The sequence below is a fragment of the Bacillus benzoevorans genome (assembly GCF_014207535.1).
In the GTDB taxonomy this organism is placed as follows: Bacteria; Bacillota; Bacilli; order Bacillales; family Cytobacillaceae; genus Bacillus_BD; species Bacillus_BD benzoevorans.
This window is the reverse complement of sequence record NZ_JACHGK010000010.1, coordinates 133,596-151,996: the sequence shown is the minus strand read 5'-3', so window position 1 is coordinate 151,996 and position 18,401 is coordinate 133,596. Positions and strand designations below refer to the sequence as shown.

General features: G+C 37.9%; 15 protein-coding genes. 3 read left to right on the top strand and 12 right to left on the bottom strand.

Going from position 1 to position 18,401, the window contains the following annotated elements; all coding sequences use genetic code 11:
- Positions 1–134 precede the first annotated feature (134 nt).
- Positions 135–851, bottom strand: coding sequence for a class I SAM-dependent methyltransferase (locus HNR53_RS14455; protein ID WP_184527185.1), 717 nt, complete (start codon positions 849–851; stop codon positions 135–137).
- A 170-nt stretch (positions 852–1,021) separates the two neighbouring features.
- Here HNR53_RS14455 and HNR53_RS14450 point away from each other — a divergent pair, with 170 nt between their 5' ends.
- Positions 1,022–1,831, top strand: coding sequence for a hypothetical protein (locus tag HNR53_RS14450; protein ID WP_184527183.1), 810 nt, complete (start codon positions 1,022–1,024; stop codon positions 1,829–1,831).
- A gap of 101 nt (positions 1,832–1,932) precedes the next feature.
- Here the strand turns inward: HNR53_RS14450 and HNR53_RS14445 are convergent, their stop codons facing one another.
- From HNR53_RS14445 to HNR53_RS14425, 5 genes are all read right to left on the bottom strand, one after another.
- The gene (locus HNR53_RS14445) at positions 1,933–3,327 is read right to left on the bottom strand and encodes an amino acid permease (protein ID WP_184527181.1); all 1,395 of its coding nucleotides are present in this window, start codon (positions 3,325–3,327) and stop codon (positions 1,933–1,935) included.
- Between the two features lie 411 nt (positions 3,328–3,738).
- Entirely contained in the window at positions 3,739–4,500 is a 762-nt protein-coding gene (locus HNR53_RS14440) for a hypothetical protein (RefSeq protein WP_184527179.1), read from the bottom strand.
- 384 nt (positions 4,501–4,884) lie between these two features.
- The gene (locus tag HNR53_RS14435; protein WP_184527272.1) at positions 4,885–7,476 is read right to left on the bottom strand and encodes a RyR domain-containing protein; all 2,592 of its coding nucleotides are present in this window, start codon (positions 7,474–7,476) and stop codon (positions 4,885–4,887) included.
- A gap of 261 nt (positions 7,477–7,737) precedes the next feature.
- On the bottom strand, positions 7,738–8,724 hold the full coding sequence (locus HNR53_RS14430; protein ID WP_184527177.1) for a Gfo/Idh/MocA family protein: 987 nt from the start codon (positions 8,722–8,724) through the stop codon (positions 7,738–7,740).
- A gap of 77 nt (positions 8,725–8,801) precedes the next feature.
- Complete coding sequence (locus HNR53_RS14425) at positions 8,802–9,965, bottom strand: Gfo/Idh/MocA family protein (protein WP_184527175.1); 1,164 nt, start codon at positions 9,963–9,965, stop codon at positions 8,802–8,804.
- A 234-nt stretch (positions 9,966–10,199) separates the two neighbouring features.
- Between HNR53_RS14425 and HNR53_RS14420 the strand changes: the two genes are divergently transcribed.
- A complete protein-coding gene (locus tag HNR53_RS14420; protein ID WP_184527173.1) occupies positions 10,200–10,976 on the top strand; it encodes an IclR family transcriptional regulator in 777 nt (258 codons plus the stop codon).
- Positions 10,977–11,053: 77 nt separating this feature from the next.
- On the opposite strand, the gene HNR53_RS14415 is transcribed toward HNR53_RS14420, so the two are convergent.
- The 6 genes from HNR53_RS14415 to HNR53_RS14390 form a co-directional block, all read right to left on the bottom strand.
- Complete coding sequence (locus HNR53_RS14415) at positions 11,054–11,551, bottom strand: PCYCGC motif-containing (lipo)protein (protein WP_484463085.1); 498 nt, start codon at positions 11,549–11,551, stop codon at positions 11,054–11,056.
- Positions 11,552–11,790: 239 nt separating this feature from the next.
- Positions 11,791–12,447: an HAD family hydrolase gene (locus HNR53_RS14410; protein WP_184527171.1), complete on the bottom strand. Its 657-nt coding sequence runs from the start codon at positions 12,445–12,447 to the stop codon at positions 11,791–11,793.
- Between the two features lie 192 nt (positions 12,448–12,639).
- Positions 12,640–13,878, bottom strand: a complete 1,239-nt coding sequence (locus tag HNR53_RS14405; protein ID WP_184527169.1) for an MFS transporter — start codon at positions 13,876–13,878, stop codon at positions 12,640–12,642.
- A gap of 83 nt (positions 13,879–13,961) precedes the next feature.
- Complete coding sequence (locus tag HNR53_RS14400) at positions 13,962–14,774, bottom strand: ABC transporter ATP-binding protein (protein WP_184527167.1); 813 nt, start codon at positions 14,772–14,774, stop codon at positions 13,962–13,964.
- Positions 14,775–14,893: 119 nt separating this feature from the next.
- Positions 14,894–15,949, bottom strand: coding sequence for a FecCD family ABC transporter permease (locus HNR53_RS14395; RefSeq protein ID WP_343065337.1), 1,056 nt, complete (start codon positions 15,947–15,949; stop codon positions 14,894–14,896).
- A complete protein-coding gene (locus HNR53_RS14390; protein WP_184527165.1) occupies positions 15,936–16,949 on the bottom strand; it encodes a FecCD family ABC transporter permease in 1,014 nt (337 codons plus the stop codon). Before HNR53_RS14390 ends, HNR53_RS14395 begins: the two co-directional genes overlap by 14 nt.
- A 189-nt stretch (positions 16,950–17,138) precedes the next feature.
- Here HNR53_RS14390 and HNR53_RS14385 point away from each other — a divergent pair, with 189 nt between their 5' ends.
- Entirely contained in the window at positions 17,139–18,110 is a 972-nt protein-coding gene (locus HNR53_RS14385) for an ABC transporter substrate-binding protein (protein ID WP_184527163.1), read from the top strand.
- Positions 18,111–18,401 lie beyond the last annotated feature (291 nt).

Genomic DNA, 18,401 nt, shown 5'->3' with positions numbered 1-18,401 from the left:
GATTGCAGCGAAAAAGTCTAGTTTTCCGATTGAATTTATTAATAAGCTTTAATTAAGTGGATTCGGATGAGAAAAAAAGTTTATTTATAAAAAAGGCAGATAGTCCCCTTTCCGCCTTTTTTATGCAAGCAAAATTAACCTTCATAATTATTTTTTCGAATCTTCAGCATCGAATTCCCATTAATCATAAATTCATACGGAACGGTTTCCTCTTTCACTATACAGCCCAAGCCTGTGAGATAATCTATTATTTTATCTAAATGCTCATAGCGTTTTCCTTCCAAATCAATTAAAGGAAAAATACGAATCTCATCCTTTGTAACCCGCAGCAATTCACGCAATGTTTCGATATGATACTGGTAATCTAAGCGATCTGCATACATGAATAAAAAATGGGCAGATAGCAAAAGATCGAATTTTTCATTTTCAAACGGCAGCACAGGAAGGACCACCGGCACGTAGCGGCTGCGATGTTTTCTCATATGAGCGGTACAATCCTCCAGGGCACTTAAACGGTGTTTTCTTAAGCCGTCTATGTCCCTAAAAAAATCCCAAATATAATTGCCCTTCGCTGATTCCATCACTTCCATTGTATGTCCAATATCCTGCTTTCCTTTATCCTTAAGATCTTCAATCCGATGATCATAGGCAATATCACATGCTGTTATGTCCAATCCTGCTTGATTCCCCCATGCTGTAAACGAACATGCCCCTGCCGGACAATCGAGAATTTTCTTTCCCTTCAACTCATCGAATGAAAGTGAAAACATGCTTAAATACTCCTCATAAGTCCTGCCAATAAATATAATTCTTTCTAACTCCAGCTTTGTTCTCTGCTCAGCTGCGCTCAACTATGCTCACCTCTTTCAAGAATTACATTTTATGGTATATTAATATGTTGGAAAATTCAATCCATTATTTACTGATTATTTTGAATGGAAATACCGCATCTGTTCTTTTACAAGTTTGTCCCAACATATAATCTTATGCATTCTTATTTTTCATCAAGAGGGGGCTTTCCATGGAAGAGGCTAAGTTAATCAGTCAGCCTGAGAAACGCTGGAAAATGGTTGTGTTTACGATTTTCGCTGCTATCTTTTCACTTGGCGGGTTGTTTTTACTCGAATCCTTGCCGGAAGGATTGCTGCCATGGGCTACCTTTGGCTGTCCGGGATGCAATCCAGGAGACCCAAATTATCCATTAGATACTTCCCGGTGGTTTGGAGCGCAGCATGGAGCTACCGTGGGAATATTGTTCACCGGCAGCTTAATCACACTCCTCTGGAGGCCGTGGAACAAACCGCTTTTATTACAGTTTTATAGTTTAGGCTTCGTTATTTTTTCATTAGTTTACTTTCTTTTTAGTCTCGGAGAGATTCCACTGGCAACCTTCTTGATCTTTTTTATCCCGCTCATCCTTTTGGCTGTGTTTTATCCCGGCAAAGGCTTATGGAGCAATATGTTTAAAGAAGCAAATTTCCATCGCCTATTACTCTTCATGACGATCATTGCGTTAGTCGTGTTATTCCCTGTCACATGGGATCACGCTGTCCTGCAGCTTAAAGGCGGTGATGAATTCTCCCCAAACGGCAGATGGACCGGCAGTGTAAATCTATCTATTACTCTCGTTTTTGCCAGCTTGTTAGCTTCGACCCGTAAACCCGGCTGGAAGCCGCTGACCATTATTATTGGAATCGCTTATCTTTACTTGGGAGCGGCCGCTTTAACCGTACCTGATCAGCCGGGCAGCTGGGGCACTACGGGAGGTATTGTCTCTATTATTGGGGGAATTGCCTATCTTCTTTGTGCATTTTATAAGAAGAAGGAATAGCATCTTAATAAGAGCCTCTCCATATGGAAGGGCTCTTTCTTTTCAGTAAGTGTGTCTATTCACAAACTAGTGTTATCTAGATTCAAATTCTAGAAAAGGGCCTATTCAATAATCTCCTTTTCAAGGGAACCGCCTGTAGAATTCTTATTTTTGATTTTATATCCTATATATAAAATCAAAAACCATATAGGTGCTACAACCAAAGCTATTCGCATGTGCTCAATAAATCCCATTAAGACAACGACAAACGCTAAGAATGTTAATGCTATATAGGTTGAAATTGGAAATAACGGCATTCTAAAGGCTAACTTTTCTATTTCCTTTTTTGTTTTTGATTGTCTGAACTTTAATTGTGTAATCAGGATAATTGTCCAGCTGGTAATAACCGCAACCGTGGCAACAGAAGAAATATATAGGAACACTTTTTCTGGAACAGTATAATTCAAAACGACTGCGACTAATAAAAACAAGGAGGAGAACAGGATTCCGCGTCCCGGACTGCCATTCTTGCTAAGCTTTTCGAAATATTTCGGACCGTTATTTTGCAGTGATAAATTGTATAGCATTCTTCCTGAAGCAAATAACCCGCTATTAAAAGCAGATAACGCTGCTGTTATGACAACGAAGTTAATGATATGCGCAGCACCCGGAATTCCCACTTTATCAAAAATCAACACAAACGGGCTGCCATTCGTGCCTATCTCATTCCAAGGATATAAACTCATCATGACTCCTAATGCACCAATATAAAAAATTAATATCCTCCAGATGACATTGTTGATGGCTAACGGAATGGATTGTTGAGGATTCTTTGCTTCCCCTGCCGTAATTCCAACTAATTCTACCCCGCCAAATGAAAACATCACGAGAACCAAGGACATGATCATACCGTTGATTCCATTTGGCATGAATCCTCCATGAGTCCAAAGATTGTCAAAACCGATTGGCTGTCCTCCGTTCCCGATTCCAAGAAGGATGATTCCTAATCCAAGGAGAATCATTCCGATAATGGCTAAAACTTTAATCAGTGCAAACCAGAATTCAAACTCTCCATATGCTTTTACATTAGCAAGATTTATCATGGTTATAAAGACAAGTATAACCAACGCAGTGAGCCATTGAGGAATATCCGGAAACCAGTAATTCACATAAACACCAACCACCGTTATTTCTGCCATTCCAACGACAACCCACATAAACCAATAGGTCCAGCCGGTTAAGTAGCCTGCAAACGGTCCTAAATATCGATTTGCGTATGAACTAAATGAACCTGAAACCGGTTCATCCACAGCCATTTCCCCCAGTGCCCTCATAATAGTAAAAATAACTAAGCCTCCGACTAAATAGGAGAACAAAATAGATGGACCAGCCATTTGAATGGTTGCACTTGAGCCGTAGAACAGACCAACTCCAATTGCACCTCCAAGTGCAATTAACTGGATATGCCTGTTATCTAAACCTCGTTGCAGTTTCTCTCTTTGATGATTTTCCTCCAACCAATAAACCTCCCCGTAAAACTAGATTCTTTTTAAAATGGATTAAACAGCGCATATGGAAGAAAGCTTAATCATCATATTCTGTTTTTAGTTGCACCGTATCCAAAAATAGTGAAAACTTTAACCTGTGCTGTCCTTTTTTAAGGGATTATAAACTTTTTAAAAATTTATAGCAATGAAACGAATTAATGCTTTACTGTTTTTATGTTTTGATGCTTTTATGCTTTTTTTCATTAAATTGCAAAAGTTTTTTAGTATCAGCTTTTTACTTAACTCCCTTTATCAAGAAAAGAAAAAAGGCACGATTCTTAAAGAATGGCGCCCGATTGGTGAAAATGTATATCATTTGTATAAAACACATTGAGAAAAGAATCCAATATGTCATAATCGTTCTGACTTCTCCAACTCTTCTTAGGATACACTGTACCCTGACAATACTTTTATACTCCAATCCTTCATTGCGGCTGGTTTTATGGTCTTGTTACCTATCATCGTCAGTACACTTAATACATCATCAAGAAAGTCTTCAGTTGTTTGATAGAGATTAAAATGACTTCCATTTCTATTAAACTTTTGTGTTATCAAAGTAATTTGCTCCATAATGAACTCTGCTTCTTCTTTTGCGCACCATATCACGCCGAATCCATCCGTTGCACAATTTTTTCGCGGACAAAGAATCCCCTCCTCCAAATAAAAAGGACTGTCTTGTTTAATCCAGCAGAAACCCGCTTTACTGATTTCTTTGTTCACTCCAATACAAAAATCGATCGGGATCGAGGCGATCGTTTCTATCGATTGATTTTGCAAATAAATGAACCGACTATAATTCTTCTCCAGCAAGCGGCGGGCATCTTCACTATTAAAGCGATTTGTTTTTAAAATAAAAGAATATTCACCCAGCCAATCTGATTCATAGATACAGTTTGCTATTCTTTCATGATGCTCGTATGTTTCAAAGTCTTTCACGACTTCGTATATGTACAAATTCCTGTTCATCCATTTAAAATCAATCTCATCATATTCCTTCAATAATATGTATCTCTTTTCTAGGAATGACGTAATGACTAATAAATGTTTATACACCGAATCCCAAGCCAAATGCGCCATTAATTTGCTCGTATAAATTCTATCTCTGGAAATAACTTTTTCCAACTGTTCATCTATGCTGCTCATGTATCCCACACTTCCTTAGTTCCAAAACCCCAAATATTAATGAAAATACCATAAATTTAATATAAACACTTTTAGGTGAGGAAGGGAATCCTTACAGTTAATGACTTATTAAAATAAAAAAAGAAGAAGCACAAAAAAGCCTGATTTCTCACTTAAAATACTGAGAAGAAAGGCTCATAAAATTCACAGTTGCCATTGCATCTTTTCATTTTGTAAGTGACCAGCTGTTAACCTGACTGGCGAATACTATGATCTGCCAGTCTAATACCCAAAGCAGAAAAGAGTATTGAACCTGCAGTAACGGTACATTTACCGCTAAATCATATGGTCAATCAAACTGGACCGCGGCCAGCGCATTTATATTCCCCCAGTACTACGTAATATTTAATTATTGCGCAGCTTCATCTGAGTTTCACAGTAACACAGAGTTCTTAATTGTTCTATTTTAAAATTGGATTTTGCAAGTGATTCTGGCCATGCCATAATGCTATCTATAATATGATTCTTATAATACCTATCTAAATTGGCCCATGAAATAAGCATTGGATCTGTCTTTTTATCTTCATCATAATTTACGCCATATTTCCATCCGGCTTCCTTTTTCTCAAGAGAAATCCTATCGTGTTCAAATTCCGCTAGAATCTCTACTTCCTTGTCTGTAAATTTTATGTTCTCTGGTTGTTCATCAACAGACATTAATTCATAATTGATTTTATTAAGAGCTCCTGGAATATGTCTTATTTGATTATAGATATATGTTTTAACTTCCTCATTGATATTTTCCCATTTTATTTCGTTAAATTGTTTAGTTTCACGATTATTATCACATAGTAATGCACGATTATTATAAAGAGCAGCAGCAATCCTGTCTGTTTTCTCGCTGAAAAAAGAATCATACATTAAGTAACGATAAAATTGTTCTTCATCTACATGAAGTCTTAGCTGTTCCTTAGAAGGTAAAAGTGCTTGTTCCCATTTCATTGCATTTGTTAATCTGCTCATCTCAAGAATCGCTTCCATTGACCTTGATTCGTGCTTATACCTTGGTACTTTAAGTAATGCTCTTAATACTCCATTATCTATTTGAGCTTCGCCACTGGCATCTATTAAATATGGTGTTTTTCTTTCTATAAGAGAACGTAACAACATTGCCCTACGAACAATATATAATTGATCCCACTTAATATCTGTCTGATTGGGTCCTAAAATATTTACATATCCTCTTAAACGACTGATAAAATCCGGACCTTTTGCATCTTTAAATTCACTTAAAAACTGTTTATATTCGCTCTTATCCTCAATGTCTTCACCACAAAACTGCCTATAGGTACTGCTCGTCCCACCGGCAAATACAAAAATAGCTTTCCCTATTGGATGTATAGAATCCCCTACTCTAAATACCCCATCCTGCATTGGGGCTAGAAAATATTTTAACCATCCAAGTTTCCCCTGGAAAGATGAATCAAATTCATCAAAAAATACAAGTGGTATTTTGCCCATTAAGGAAACATCTCTTACTTTATGCAATGCATTTGTTAAATCTGTTAAGTCCTGAAATTGAGATAAATTAAAATCTAATTTTACAATAAGATTAGGTGCAATACTTGAAGCTACTTCTGTCACACCGAATGACTTCCCTGACCCAGGAGTACCAAAAACAGCGATAGAAAGAGGTCTGCTTACACTTTTAGTCGAAACATACTCAGTGATAAGATTTTTAATACTTCTGTATGCCTCTATTTCCGTTCTATCTACCGTCTTTAATTTTCCAAATTGGGCAATGGGAATAAATTTGAGTGCACTTTGCTCCCCATACTTGACGATATTGTAAGAGATTTCCGCTAAATTAATAGAAGTTTTGTCTTTTATGATATACCAGCAGCTCTGGCAATCCTGAGTCGTAGAACGTATATTTACATCCTGTACATTTTCTTTATAAATAAAATCATTATCCTTTTCCATGAATATAGAAACACTTGGAAAATCACGGGCCTCTACATTTTCACCAAAACCATTGATAAAATATTTTTGTGTAGCTACAATCCCGCTTCGTATCCCTTCTTTAATGGACCTGCTTAGTTCTTCTTTATTTTTTATACCTGATGCAAGATTCGCAGTAAGTCCGGCAACAAAGCAAGATGAAAGTCCATACATTTTCCCTTGGTTTTCCTTAATAGAATCACCTTCAAACGCATAAGGAAGGAAGAATAATTGAGATTGAGCAGTCGTGTTTGTTTTGTGATAATAAATGGCTCCTTCAACCCCAAAATGAATGATTAAATGGTAACAATCTGCCAGGAAAGCAATATTTGGATTATTGTTGATCTGCCATACAAAATCAATTGCCGTTCTTTCCCATGAAAGACTTTTACTTATATTAACCCCTTGTGCCCGAAAATCATCCGCATCAATCACGACAATAGTATTTTCCATATAGTATTTCTCTATTTGGTTCCATAGCTTACTTGGAATAGTTGGGTTATTCAATTTATATATAATAACTGGAGCAGTCGTTGAAGATTTCATAGCCAATGGCCAGAATTCTTCATCTGAATTAAATCCATTGCCCTCATCATGTATAATCACCATATCTGCATTTTCATCATCATTTACAATAGGAAGTAATTCAGGTTTACCTGAAACCGGCCCTGAATATCCGAGAAACTTTTTTACCCTATATACCTTATGATAATCATTTTCTTCACCTGTTACGGAAAATAGGTCCAGCTCGGAAGATGATTGTAGTAGTTCTTTCGGTAATTCACATGTTGTATCAGTTAACTTCGGTGAAACCACAGTATCTTCACATGCTAAACTTACAAGTTTTGATAAAAGTAATGCCCCTCCTTCTTTTGTAATACTGTGAACATACGGGGAGTTTTCCCATTTATATCCCTTCGTGTTTTTGTTGAACGTCCTCCATGTTAATACATTTGTACAAACATCACCTGAAACAGCTATTTTTATTTTAGTCATAATCAATTAAATAACCCCTTTTTACGCAATCTCCGATATACAAATATTATTTATATATTAGAATCAAAATATTTACCTTATCTTTGTAAAGCGAAGGATATGGAAAAATACAAATAAATACAATCATTAATTCGAATTAAATTATCTCGAGGTAATAAAATATTGAACTAGTATACAGGTCAACCTAAAAGTTTTTTATTTTTTAACGAACATAAAAAACCTCTTAAAAAAGTTACATCCTTCTTTAAGAGGTTCTAGTTCCTATAAATAATAATTCTTCACCATTTCACCCAAAACCCAGTTGGTTCTCGCACCCGATACACCGGTGCTTGGACACTTTCCTTGCCCTGTTAATTCTTCTACAACCGTTTCCACTAAAGGCTGATGGACATGCTGCGGCGGCTCGAAGTTCCATTCCTCTTTCCCTTTGGCGTTAGTTAGTACAACTGGATCGTTGCCAAAAGTGGAAAAGCTTATTTTTCCTTTACTGCCAACGATCTCATTTACATCCACATCTTCAAAAGCTGAAAAACACCAAGTACCTATACCGTGGATGCCAGATTCAAAGAGATACGTACCTGTCACGATATCTTCTGCTTGATAATAGCCGGCCTGGTTGGAGGCAAAACCTTGGACAGATTGAATCGGTCCAAGTAAAAAATCCAATACATCTAGCGTATGGCTGGCTAAATCGAAAAACAGCCCTCCCCCTGCTACATCAGGCTGAACCCGCCACGTTAATTTTTCGGGATCCATGACATCTTCGGCAGCCGCCTGATATTGCATTGTAGATACAAAACGAATCTCACCAATCGCGTTATTTTCTAGCAGTTCTTTTATTTTTAAAAATCGCGGCAACGCTCTGCGATAGTATGCTGCATACAAAGGTACCCCCGCTGTCTCACATGCCGTAATCATTTCCTGGCATTCCGCGAAATTCAGCGCCATCGGCTTTTCTACATAGATCGGTTTTCCAGCCTTCGCCCCCTTAATCGTATATTCTTTATGCGCTCCAGGAGGTGTTGCAATGTAAACAGCATCAACATCCGGGTCTTGAATTAGTGCATCCGCATCGTCGTACCACTTTGGAACATGATGCCGTTCTGCATAGTCTTTCGCCAGCTCCCCTGTCCTGCGCATCACCGCAACTAACTCTGAGTTCTCAACTTTTTGAAAGGCCGGCCCGCTTTTTACTTCTGTTACATCGCCGCATCCTATAATGCCCCATCGAACTTTGCTTAATTTCATGCTGTAATTTCCCCTTTTCTATTTTCTTTAATGTAATGATTGGCAATTGAAAACTTTGTAACTATGGTTGCAATTCCTTAATGTGTTCCCGTAACATCCAATGTTCGATTCGTTACATTCTTTTTCTCGAAGGTAGATTGGTTAATTTTTTCTTGCAATTTTTCATGATAAAGCTCTGCATCGATTGGTAATTCTACTGGTTCATTTAACCAAGATGATAAGTAAACAGCATTTGAAATTTCTAATGCCTTGACTCCCTCTTCACCTGGTGCAAGCAAGGAAGAACCTGTTATTATCGACTCAATCCAATTTTGAATGATAATAGAATGATTCCCATTTTCACTAGTAACAGGCACAACGATTTTCTTGAATTCCGGTTCTCCAAAACCGCCAGTATAAGTCGCATTAAATTCACGTTCTGATTGTGTTAAGCGGTAAAAGGTCAGTTCTTCATTTTCCACAACGATTTTCCCCAATTCACCAACAATCTCAAAGCGATTCGTTCCCGACGCTTCACCAGTTGACGTAATAAATACCCCAGTCGCTCCATTTTCATACTCCACATAGGCTGTTACATCATCTTCTGCTTCTATATCATGATATTTGCCAAAATGGCTAAAGCCGCGAACTTGTTTTGGCATAAGTCCCGTCGTCCACTGCCATAAATCTAATTGGTGCAGGGCCTGATTTAATAAAACACCTCCGCCTTCCCCTTTCCAAGTCGCTCTCCATTTACTTGAATCATAATAACTTTGCGGCCGGTAAGCCTCCGTTACAATCCAATTTGTCCGTTTAATATTCCCTAATTCACCTGCTTGGATCAGGTCTCGTATTTTTTGATAAAGCGGATTGGCACGTTGATTATACATAATACTGAATACTTTCCCGCTTATCTTTGCATCTTCATTCATTTCCAGTACATCTTTTGTAAAAACACCTGCTGGTTTTTCAATCAGGACATGCAGCCCTTTGGCAAAAGCCTTTTTGGCTAAAGCAGGATGACTATAATGCGGAGTGGCAATAATAACAGCATCTATGTCTGCTTCTTTAAAAAAAATCTCTTCGTCCTGAAAAATTTGCACATCTCCCGTTGTATGGTTTTTCACCCATTCAATCCTGCCTTCATTCCGGCTGCAAACCGCTGTTAACTTTGCTCCCCTGATTTTTCCTTGATCTAATGTCAGAACATGAGAACTCCCCATGTTCCCTATGCCAATCACACCTACCTTAATAAGTTCCATTCTTCTTCCCCCTTAGTAAGTCTATCTCATAGATATGTTCTCTCTGTAGTTCGTGTATTTTAAAGTTCAAGAGATTCTTACAAAATGAATAGAAAATAAATCAATATGGCTTTTATTTTTAACCACATTGTGGTACACTTGTATCATAATTCGGTTAACCTTAATATAAATGTTTTTTCAAACCTATGTCAATAAGATTTTCAAATAGATGATATGTGTTGAAGGAGGATTTTTTTGGAAAATAATAATCATCACTCAAGTAGAACGCCCAGTATTCAAGTAATCGCCCGCGCAGCTGCAATCTTGAGAGCACTTAAAGAGCAGCCAAAGGGACTAAGTCTGGCACAAATTGCCAAAGAAGTGGATCTGCCAAGATCGACTGTACAAAGAATCATTGCTTCACTCGAACAAGAGGAGTTTGTCACAGGGGCTTCGGCTAACGGTGGGTTTCGGCTTGGACCTGAAGTCATTAAGCTTGCGGCCTCAGTCAATTATGATTTACGGGAGGAAATGAGACCGTTTTTAATCCAACTCTCGCAGCAAGTCAATGAAACTGTCGACCTTTCCATTATTGATAACGGAAAAGTATTATTTGTCGATCAAATTATCGCGCCGCACCCCTTGCAGGCAACATCACAGCCCGGAGCAGCGTTTCCTTTACATTGCACCGCAAACGGGAAAGCCATCCTTGCCACATTACCAAAAGATGAAATTGTAAAATTAATTCCTGAACAGCTGGAACGATACACGGAAAAGACCATTACTACACGAGATGAACTCATAAGAGAGTTAGAAATGGTGCGGAGGGAAGGAGTTGCTTATTCCAGAGAAGAGCATATTCACGGGGTATGTGCAATAGGTGCAGCTGTGGTTGATCGGATGAAAAATGTGTGCGCAGTTTCCATCCCGCTTCCCGCTGCGCGTTTTTTCGGCAATGAGAAAAAACTGGCAGAGGCCTTACATAACACTTGTCAGACCATCAAGAAACACTTTGATCTTCAATTTTCATAAAAAAAGAGACGAGAGTTGACCTCTTGTCTCCTTTAATATTATTTTCTTACTCCGTCAATCTCGAAACATACCGCATTTTACTTTACTTCCGGAGTTGGAGTAGGTTTTGGGTATCCTTCTTTATATTGCTCATCGATGATGGACCGGATTTCTTTTATATCTTTCCCATTTTCATATTCTTGAATGGATTGTGCTGCGATATCTTGGCAAATGCCGCATTTTGTTCCATGATCATCCCAAACAACCGCTCCATTCTCTTTATTCTCATTAACGAAACAATCATAATTATCTTTATGACCTATTGAATCGGCACAGCCGCAATAGCACGGAATGCTCTCCAGCAGTTCTTGATGGTTTGCGGCAGCCGCATAAATCAATTGCATTTCTTCAGGCTTCTCTTTTAAAAAGTTCGGAAGTTTATCTGCACTTTGAGTTTCTTCCCGAATGTCGCCAAGTACATATTCTTGCTGACTTGAGTCATGTTCATTCTCCGATTGAGCACCTTGCCCTGTACAAGCCGATAACATAAGTAATGATATAATACTGATAGAAAATAGTTTGGATTTTATTTTCACTGCCGCACCTCTAACTTGTATTCCCAAATTTGTTAATTACATATTATCAGAATTGACTTTTCTTCGCAAAACCTTCCTAGGAGTGGTAACAAAACATAAGCAATGCCTAAGCTGTCTAAGAGGTAATAACAAGCCTTTTTTGACTATTTTCCCGTGTAATTTATTATTTCTATTGAAGTTCCTTATTAAGCTAAACCGTTAGTACAAATAATGACTTCCCTTGTTGAGCTATCGCACGCTTAGCTGAATAATAAAATATCTTTTATCTCGTTAACACTATTGACAATATGTGTAGGGTTAGAATCACTCAATTCTTGAAATGATCCATATCCATAAGTTACTCCAATAGAGTCAATACCAATATTATTTGCACCAATAATATCGTGTTTTCTGTCACCAATCATGATAAAATCATCTAGCCTATGCTTATTGTACTTATCGAGTATGTATTGAATAATTTCAGTTTTTGATGTTCGTGTTCCATCTAGATTACTTCCAACAACAAGTTCAAAATACTGGTCAATATTAAAATACTTTAGTATTTGTTCAGAAAATACAGTAGGCTTTGAAGTTGCAACAACTAAAATATATTGTTGTTCTTTTAATGATTTTAACAGTAAAGGTATATCCGAATATAGCTCATTCTCAAACATACCCTTATCCTTGAACCTGTCTCTGTAAAAATGAATGGCCTTTTGCGTACTTTCTTCATCAAAATCGTAATATTCAGCAAATGAAACTTGAAGTGGTGGACCGATAAAACATTCAAGTTTATCGATATTAGGTTCATCAATGCCCATTTTCTGTAACGCATATTGAACAGATTTAGTTATACCTATTTTGGGGTCTGATAGTGTTCCATCTAAATCAAATAAAATTATTTTATATTTGTCCATATTAAGCGTCCTTTCTGTATCTATTGCCTTCCTCATTTTACCATGGAAAATCCAGAATAATTTCAATTCCTTATTAAAGGTCTATAAGGAAACGCATATTTGTATAGTAATACGTTTGAATGGACTGCAGAACTGACTGAATCGTAAACCCGAAAAAAATTAAGGAAGAACTAGTATAAATTGATTTTTCTATCATGGCACCTTGAGAATTTCCCTGTTTAAAATTACAGCTAACACAGAAGTAAGAATACAGACCATTCCCATAAAAGCCAAGGCAAACACTGGACTCATTAAGCCTGCCAGATATCCAATTAATAAGGAGCCAAGGGGAAGTAGTCCAGCATCCATTGTTACAATACTTAATATTCTCCCTCGAAGATAGTCAGGTACAATCTCTTGAATAATAACTCTTTCTACAATCCGGTAACACTGACTGGCTGCACCAACAAAAAACATAATAATAAGAGAAAGAATGAAGAACTTAGAAAAAGAAAAGAGAAAGATGCCTGCCCCGAAAATCAAAATGGAAATAAACAAGAACAGACCTTTTTTCATTGGATATTTCCCCCACCCAAGTACAACTGAAGAAACAACCGCCCCTACAGCAGCAATGGTGAGAAGCAGTCCGAATCCTTCCGATCCAACATGTAAAAGATCTCTGGCAAACACAGGCATAAGTGTGCTATACGGAAAGCCAAAAATCATCGGTACAACTCCCAAAATCACAACCCCAAAGACAAGCTTGTTTACCTTTAAATAACGAAATGCTTGTGTTATACCATTGGATACATTAAGACCTTGTGTATTATTTGTTGGATTACTAGACGGCCTTATAAAGAAAAGTGTTCCAATTACGGCAAGAAAACCGAACGCGTTTATCAATATTAATAAAAAAGTCGGCCAAACACTTAAGCAAAAGCCTGCAATTGCCGGACCAATTATTCGCGATACATTAAGTGCTGCACTATAAAATGATACTGCACTTGCAATCGTTTGTTTCGGTACTAATTCAGGGACAATGGCATTTCTTGCAGGGATCTCAAATGAAAGAAATATACCACGTACTAAAATGATGATTGAAAGAGGTATTATTGAATCAGTACCGCTCCCAATCACAAAAGCTAAAATGAATGTTGAAACCATCATGCCAATTTGACTGATAATTAAAACTGTCCGCCTTTCCCAACGATCCGCGGCGATCCCTCCAACTAAGCCAAAAACTAAAATGGGAATCAAACGGAAAAATTCTATAAGTCCAATGTAAAAGGGGGAATCTGTTAGAGTGAAAACGAACCAATTCACAGCCACACGGTCAAACCAATCGCCAGTTCTTGTAACAAAGCTTCCCGCTAGAAATAAGTTATAGTTTGAATAATGAAAGGCAAGATTTCCTTTCGCTTGATGTTCTCTAGCCGTATTTATATTTGCCATATATTTTCTCCACTTAATCAGTCCATAAAAACTATTGATTTAACCTGATAAACTAAACTATTAAGAACTATACTTGATTTATTCTAAATAACCGCATCTTTCAAAATACGGCGTCCTCTTCCATGCGGAATACAAAGTGGAGTTCCAAACAGTGGATCTAAAGTAACCTCACAATCCATACCAAACACACTCTTAACTAAATTTTGATTAATAATATTTTCCGGCTTTCCCTGGGCAAATATCTTTTGATCTTTGATTGCCACAATATTATGAGCATAACGACATGCTAAATTTAAATCATGAAGAACCATGACAATCGTTCTTTGTTCATTTTCATTTAAATCAAATAACAAATCCAGTATTTCAATTTGATGTGTCATATCAAGGTATGTGGTGGGTTCATCAAGCAGGATGATATCTGTATCCTGTGCTAAAGTCATTGCAATCCAAGCTCTTTGACGCTGTCCCCCAGATAAAGAATCAACAGGTCGATCCTTTAAATTCTCAATCCCTGTGGCAGCTAAAGCAGCGTTCACCCTCTCTTCGTCTTCCTTAGACCATTGTTTGATCCATGTTTGATATGGAAAGCGTCCTTGTTTGACAAGCTGTAAGACCGTAAGACCTTCAGGGGCTACAGATGATTGTGGAAGAATAGCCATTTGCTTAGCAACATCTTTGGTTGACATTTTTGCAATCGATTCTCCTTCTAGTAAAACAACTCCTGCTTTCGGCTTTAATAAGCGTGCTATTGAGCGAAGAAGTGTAGACTTTCCGCAGCCATTTCCTCCAATAAAAACGGTAATATCCCCTTTTGGAATTTGAAGATCTAACTCTTCAATAATAATGACATCTCCATACGAAAGGGTTAAATTTTTCGTTTCAATTGCCTGCACCATAAATACTCCGCTCCTTATATAATCATTTTTTCAATAAAGGCATCTTAAAAATCTTTTTAAATATAAATTGTTAGGACCATGTTCAACAGAATTTGTCTATCAATAACACTCGCCAATTCTTATGAATTTCGCGTTTTAAACAATAAATAAATGAAGTACGGGGCTCCGATTCCCGCAGTGAATACTCCAGCCGGGATCTCCAACGGGGAAAATAAAGTCCTTCCGATTACATCAGCGATCATGACAAGGATTCCGCCAATTAGGGCGGAAACAGGCAGTAAGGCTCCAAAAGAAGAACCCACCAGTCTCCTTGCCATATGTGGAGCCATTAAACCGACAAAACCGATCCCTCCAGCAAATGCAACAGAACCCCCTATTAACGCTGTACTAATCATTAATAGCCAAAAATTCTGCGATTGTACTTTTACTCCAACGCTAGTGGCAATATCATCACCAAGCTCTTGAACATTCAATCTCCTCGAGATTAAAAGAGCTGCCAAAACTAGAATGAATGTCCAAGGAACCAGCATGTTCACATTAGTCCAGGTGGAACCGTGCACTGTGCCTGTTATCCAAATATTCGCCTGACTGGCGAGATGAATAGGACCTAAAATCATCATTAACGTCGTAAATGCTTGCATCAAGGCAGAAATACCAATCCCTATTAATACAAGACGAAAAGGAGAAACCCCCCGCTTCCAGGCTAATCCATAAATAAGAAAAGCAATGATTGCCGCCCCCGTAAAGGCAGCTAAAGGCATCCACTTAATACTCACTGTTAATACATTACTGCTATTACTAAAAAAGGCTAAAAATCCAACAGCGGCGACAGCTGCCCCTCCCGTTATCCCGAGAATATCCGGTGAGGCTAATGGATTGCGTATCATCCCCTGCAGGATACCCCCTGCAACCGCCAAGGAAATCCCTGCCATAACCGCGATAATAATTCTCGGCAAACGGAAAGACCTAACAACCAGCTGTTCCATCTCCGTACCGCCGCCAAAGAACACTTGTAAAACAGAAAGCGGGCTAATCTTCATGTCTCCTATACCCGTGCTGATAATAAAAACTGCCGCCGTAAAAATGGCCAGTGTCATAAATACTTTTAATGACCTTATATCTAAAAGAAAAGATACTTTCCCATTCAAAAATCTTATACTTTTATAGTGATTCACTGGAGTTAAACCCCCTTCTTGCAATATAGATAAAGAACGGAGTTCCTATTATCGCTGTTACGACCCCAACAGGAACTTCCTGCGGCATAATAATGTAGCGAGCTAAGATATCTGCCGTAAGCAAAAGGATTCCTCCAAGTAATCCTGAGAATGGGACAATCCAGCGGTGATCAATCCCAACGAGCCATCGTGCCATATGCGGGATGACTATTCCGATAAATCCAATCGGACCGGCAATGGCAACCGATCCGCCTGCTAAAACAATAATAACGATTGCAATTCCTATTTTTAATAAGCCAGTGTTAAGTCCAAGCCCTTTTGCTACGTCCTCTCCCATTGATAAAACATTCATTTTGGATGCAATGAACATAGCTCCTGCCCAGCCAATGATTAAATAGGGAAGTACAGAGATTAAGATTTCAAGCTTTCTCCCTTGAACAGAGCCTGCCAGCCAGAACAATACCTGCTCCAACGCAGCCTCATCAATAACAAGAAACCCTTGAGTAAAAGAAGAAAACAATGCAGCAATAGCGGCTCCGGCTAAAGTGAGTTTAATAGGGGTCAGCCCTTCCCTGCCAAATGATCCAATTGCATAAACTCCCACCGCCGCTACAGCAGCACCTAAAAAGGCAACCCACGCAATCGCTTGCAAGTTTCCCACTGAAAAAAATGTAACCCCTATGACAACAGCAAAACCGGCACCTGAATTTACGCCAAAAATGTCCGGTGATGCAAGTGGATTTTTTGTCAACGTTTGCATAAGTGTACCGGCTATGGCTAAACTGCTCCCAACCGCTGCCGCAATTAAGGCCCTTGGAAACCTTACCATTTCGATTACAATATGTTCATTTGACCCATTATTATTTTGAAAAGCGGCCCACGCCGTTTTCCAGGTTGTATCTGTATAACCGTATACAACACTTGCACACATCAACAGCAATAGTAAAAATATTGCGATAAAAAGTCCCGTAATTTTTTGGCTATTATTCTTTAAAATCATCTCTCTAGTAACCTTTCTATTTTTTGTAATAATAATCAAGATATTATAAGTCTATTTAAAGACTATTACTATGTCAATGAGTATGATAATCATTTTCAAATAATTATTGACAATTTACTAGAAAGCGTTTTATTATAGGTTTGCAACTGATATTGGTTATCATTAACATTTATATATAGGGGGAACAAAATGAAATCTATGCGATCTTTTTTATCTTTTATTATGGTAATGTTGCTCTTCGCCCTTACTGCTTGCAGCGGTGGGAACCAAGCTCAAACTGATGCCGTAAAAGAAGAGGAAAAACCAAAAACAGAAGATACTGGCTATACCGTTGAACATGCAATGGGTTCAACAGCACTAGAGAAAACTCCTGAAAAAGTAGTTATTTTAACAAATGAGGGTACTGAGGCTCTTTTGGCCCTTGGTGTCACACCAGTTGGAGCCGTTCAATCCTTTACAGGAGACCCTTGGTATGATCATATTGCTAAAGATATGAAGGATGTTCAAGTAGTTGGTTTAGAAAGTCAAGTCAATATTGAAGCTATTGCTGCTTTACAACCAGACTTAATCATTGGAAATAAGATGCGCCAAGAAGCGATTTATGAACAGCTAAGCGCGATTGCCCCAACTATTTTTGCCGAAGATTTGCGAGGCGATTGGAAACATAACTTTGAACTCTATGCGAAAGCCGTTAATAAAGAGGAAAAAGGAAAAGAAGTCCTAGCGGAATATAATGCTCGTGTTGCTGATTTAAAAGAACAACTCGGGGACAAATTGAATATGAAAGTGTCCATGGTACGCTTTATGGCTGGAGATGTGCGTATTTATCAAAAAGATTCTTTCTCTGGCGTTATATTAGATGAGCTTGGATTTGCCAGACCTGAGAGTCAAAATGTAGATGAGTTTGCTATTAAAGGAGCTACAAAGGAGCAAGTTCCTTTAATGGATGGAGATATCCTCTTCTACTTTACGTATGAGACAGGTGATGGAGCAGCTTCCGCACTTGAAAAAGAGTGGCTTGAAGACCCGTTATTTAAAAACCTTGAAGTAGCCAAAAAAGGCGAGGTACATAAAGTAGATGATGTCATTTGGAATACAGCAGGTGGTATAAAAGCTGCCAACTTAATGCTGGATGATATTGAGAATAAATTCTTAAAATAGACTATAACATTTTTACTTTCTTTATAAGTCAAATAAAAGGATCGATTCCTTGATGCGAAGGAATCGGTCCTTTTATTTATTTTGCTTTAGGAAGGAATTTATTTGGTATACCTCTCTATACCTAAAAATATATATCATTAACCTAACTTTTTAAAGCGATCATTTATCTACAGGTAACAAATAATAAGTAGGATCCTCCATTTTAAAAGGAGTCTTGTGATTTTATTAACAGTCTGATTAATCAAAGTGCCGTTCTCATAATTGAAGATATCGGACTTCCTGCAACGAAAA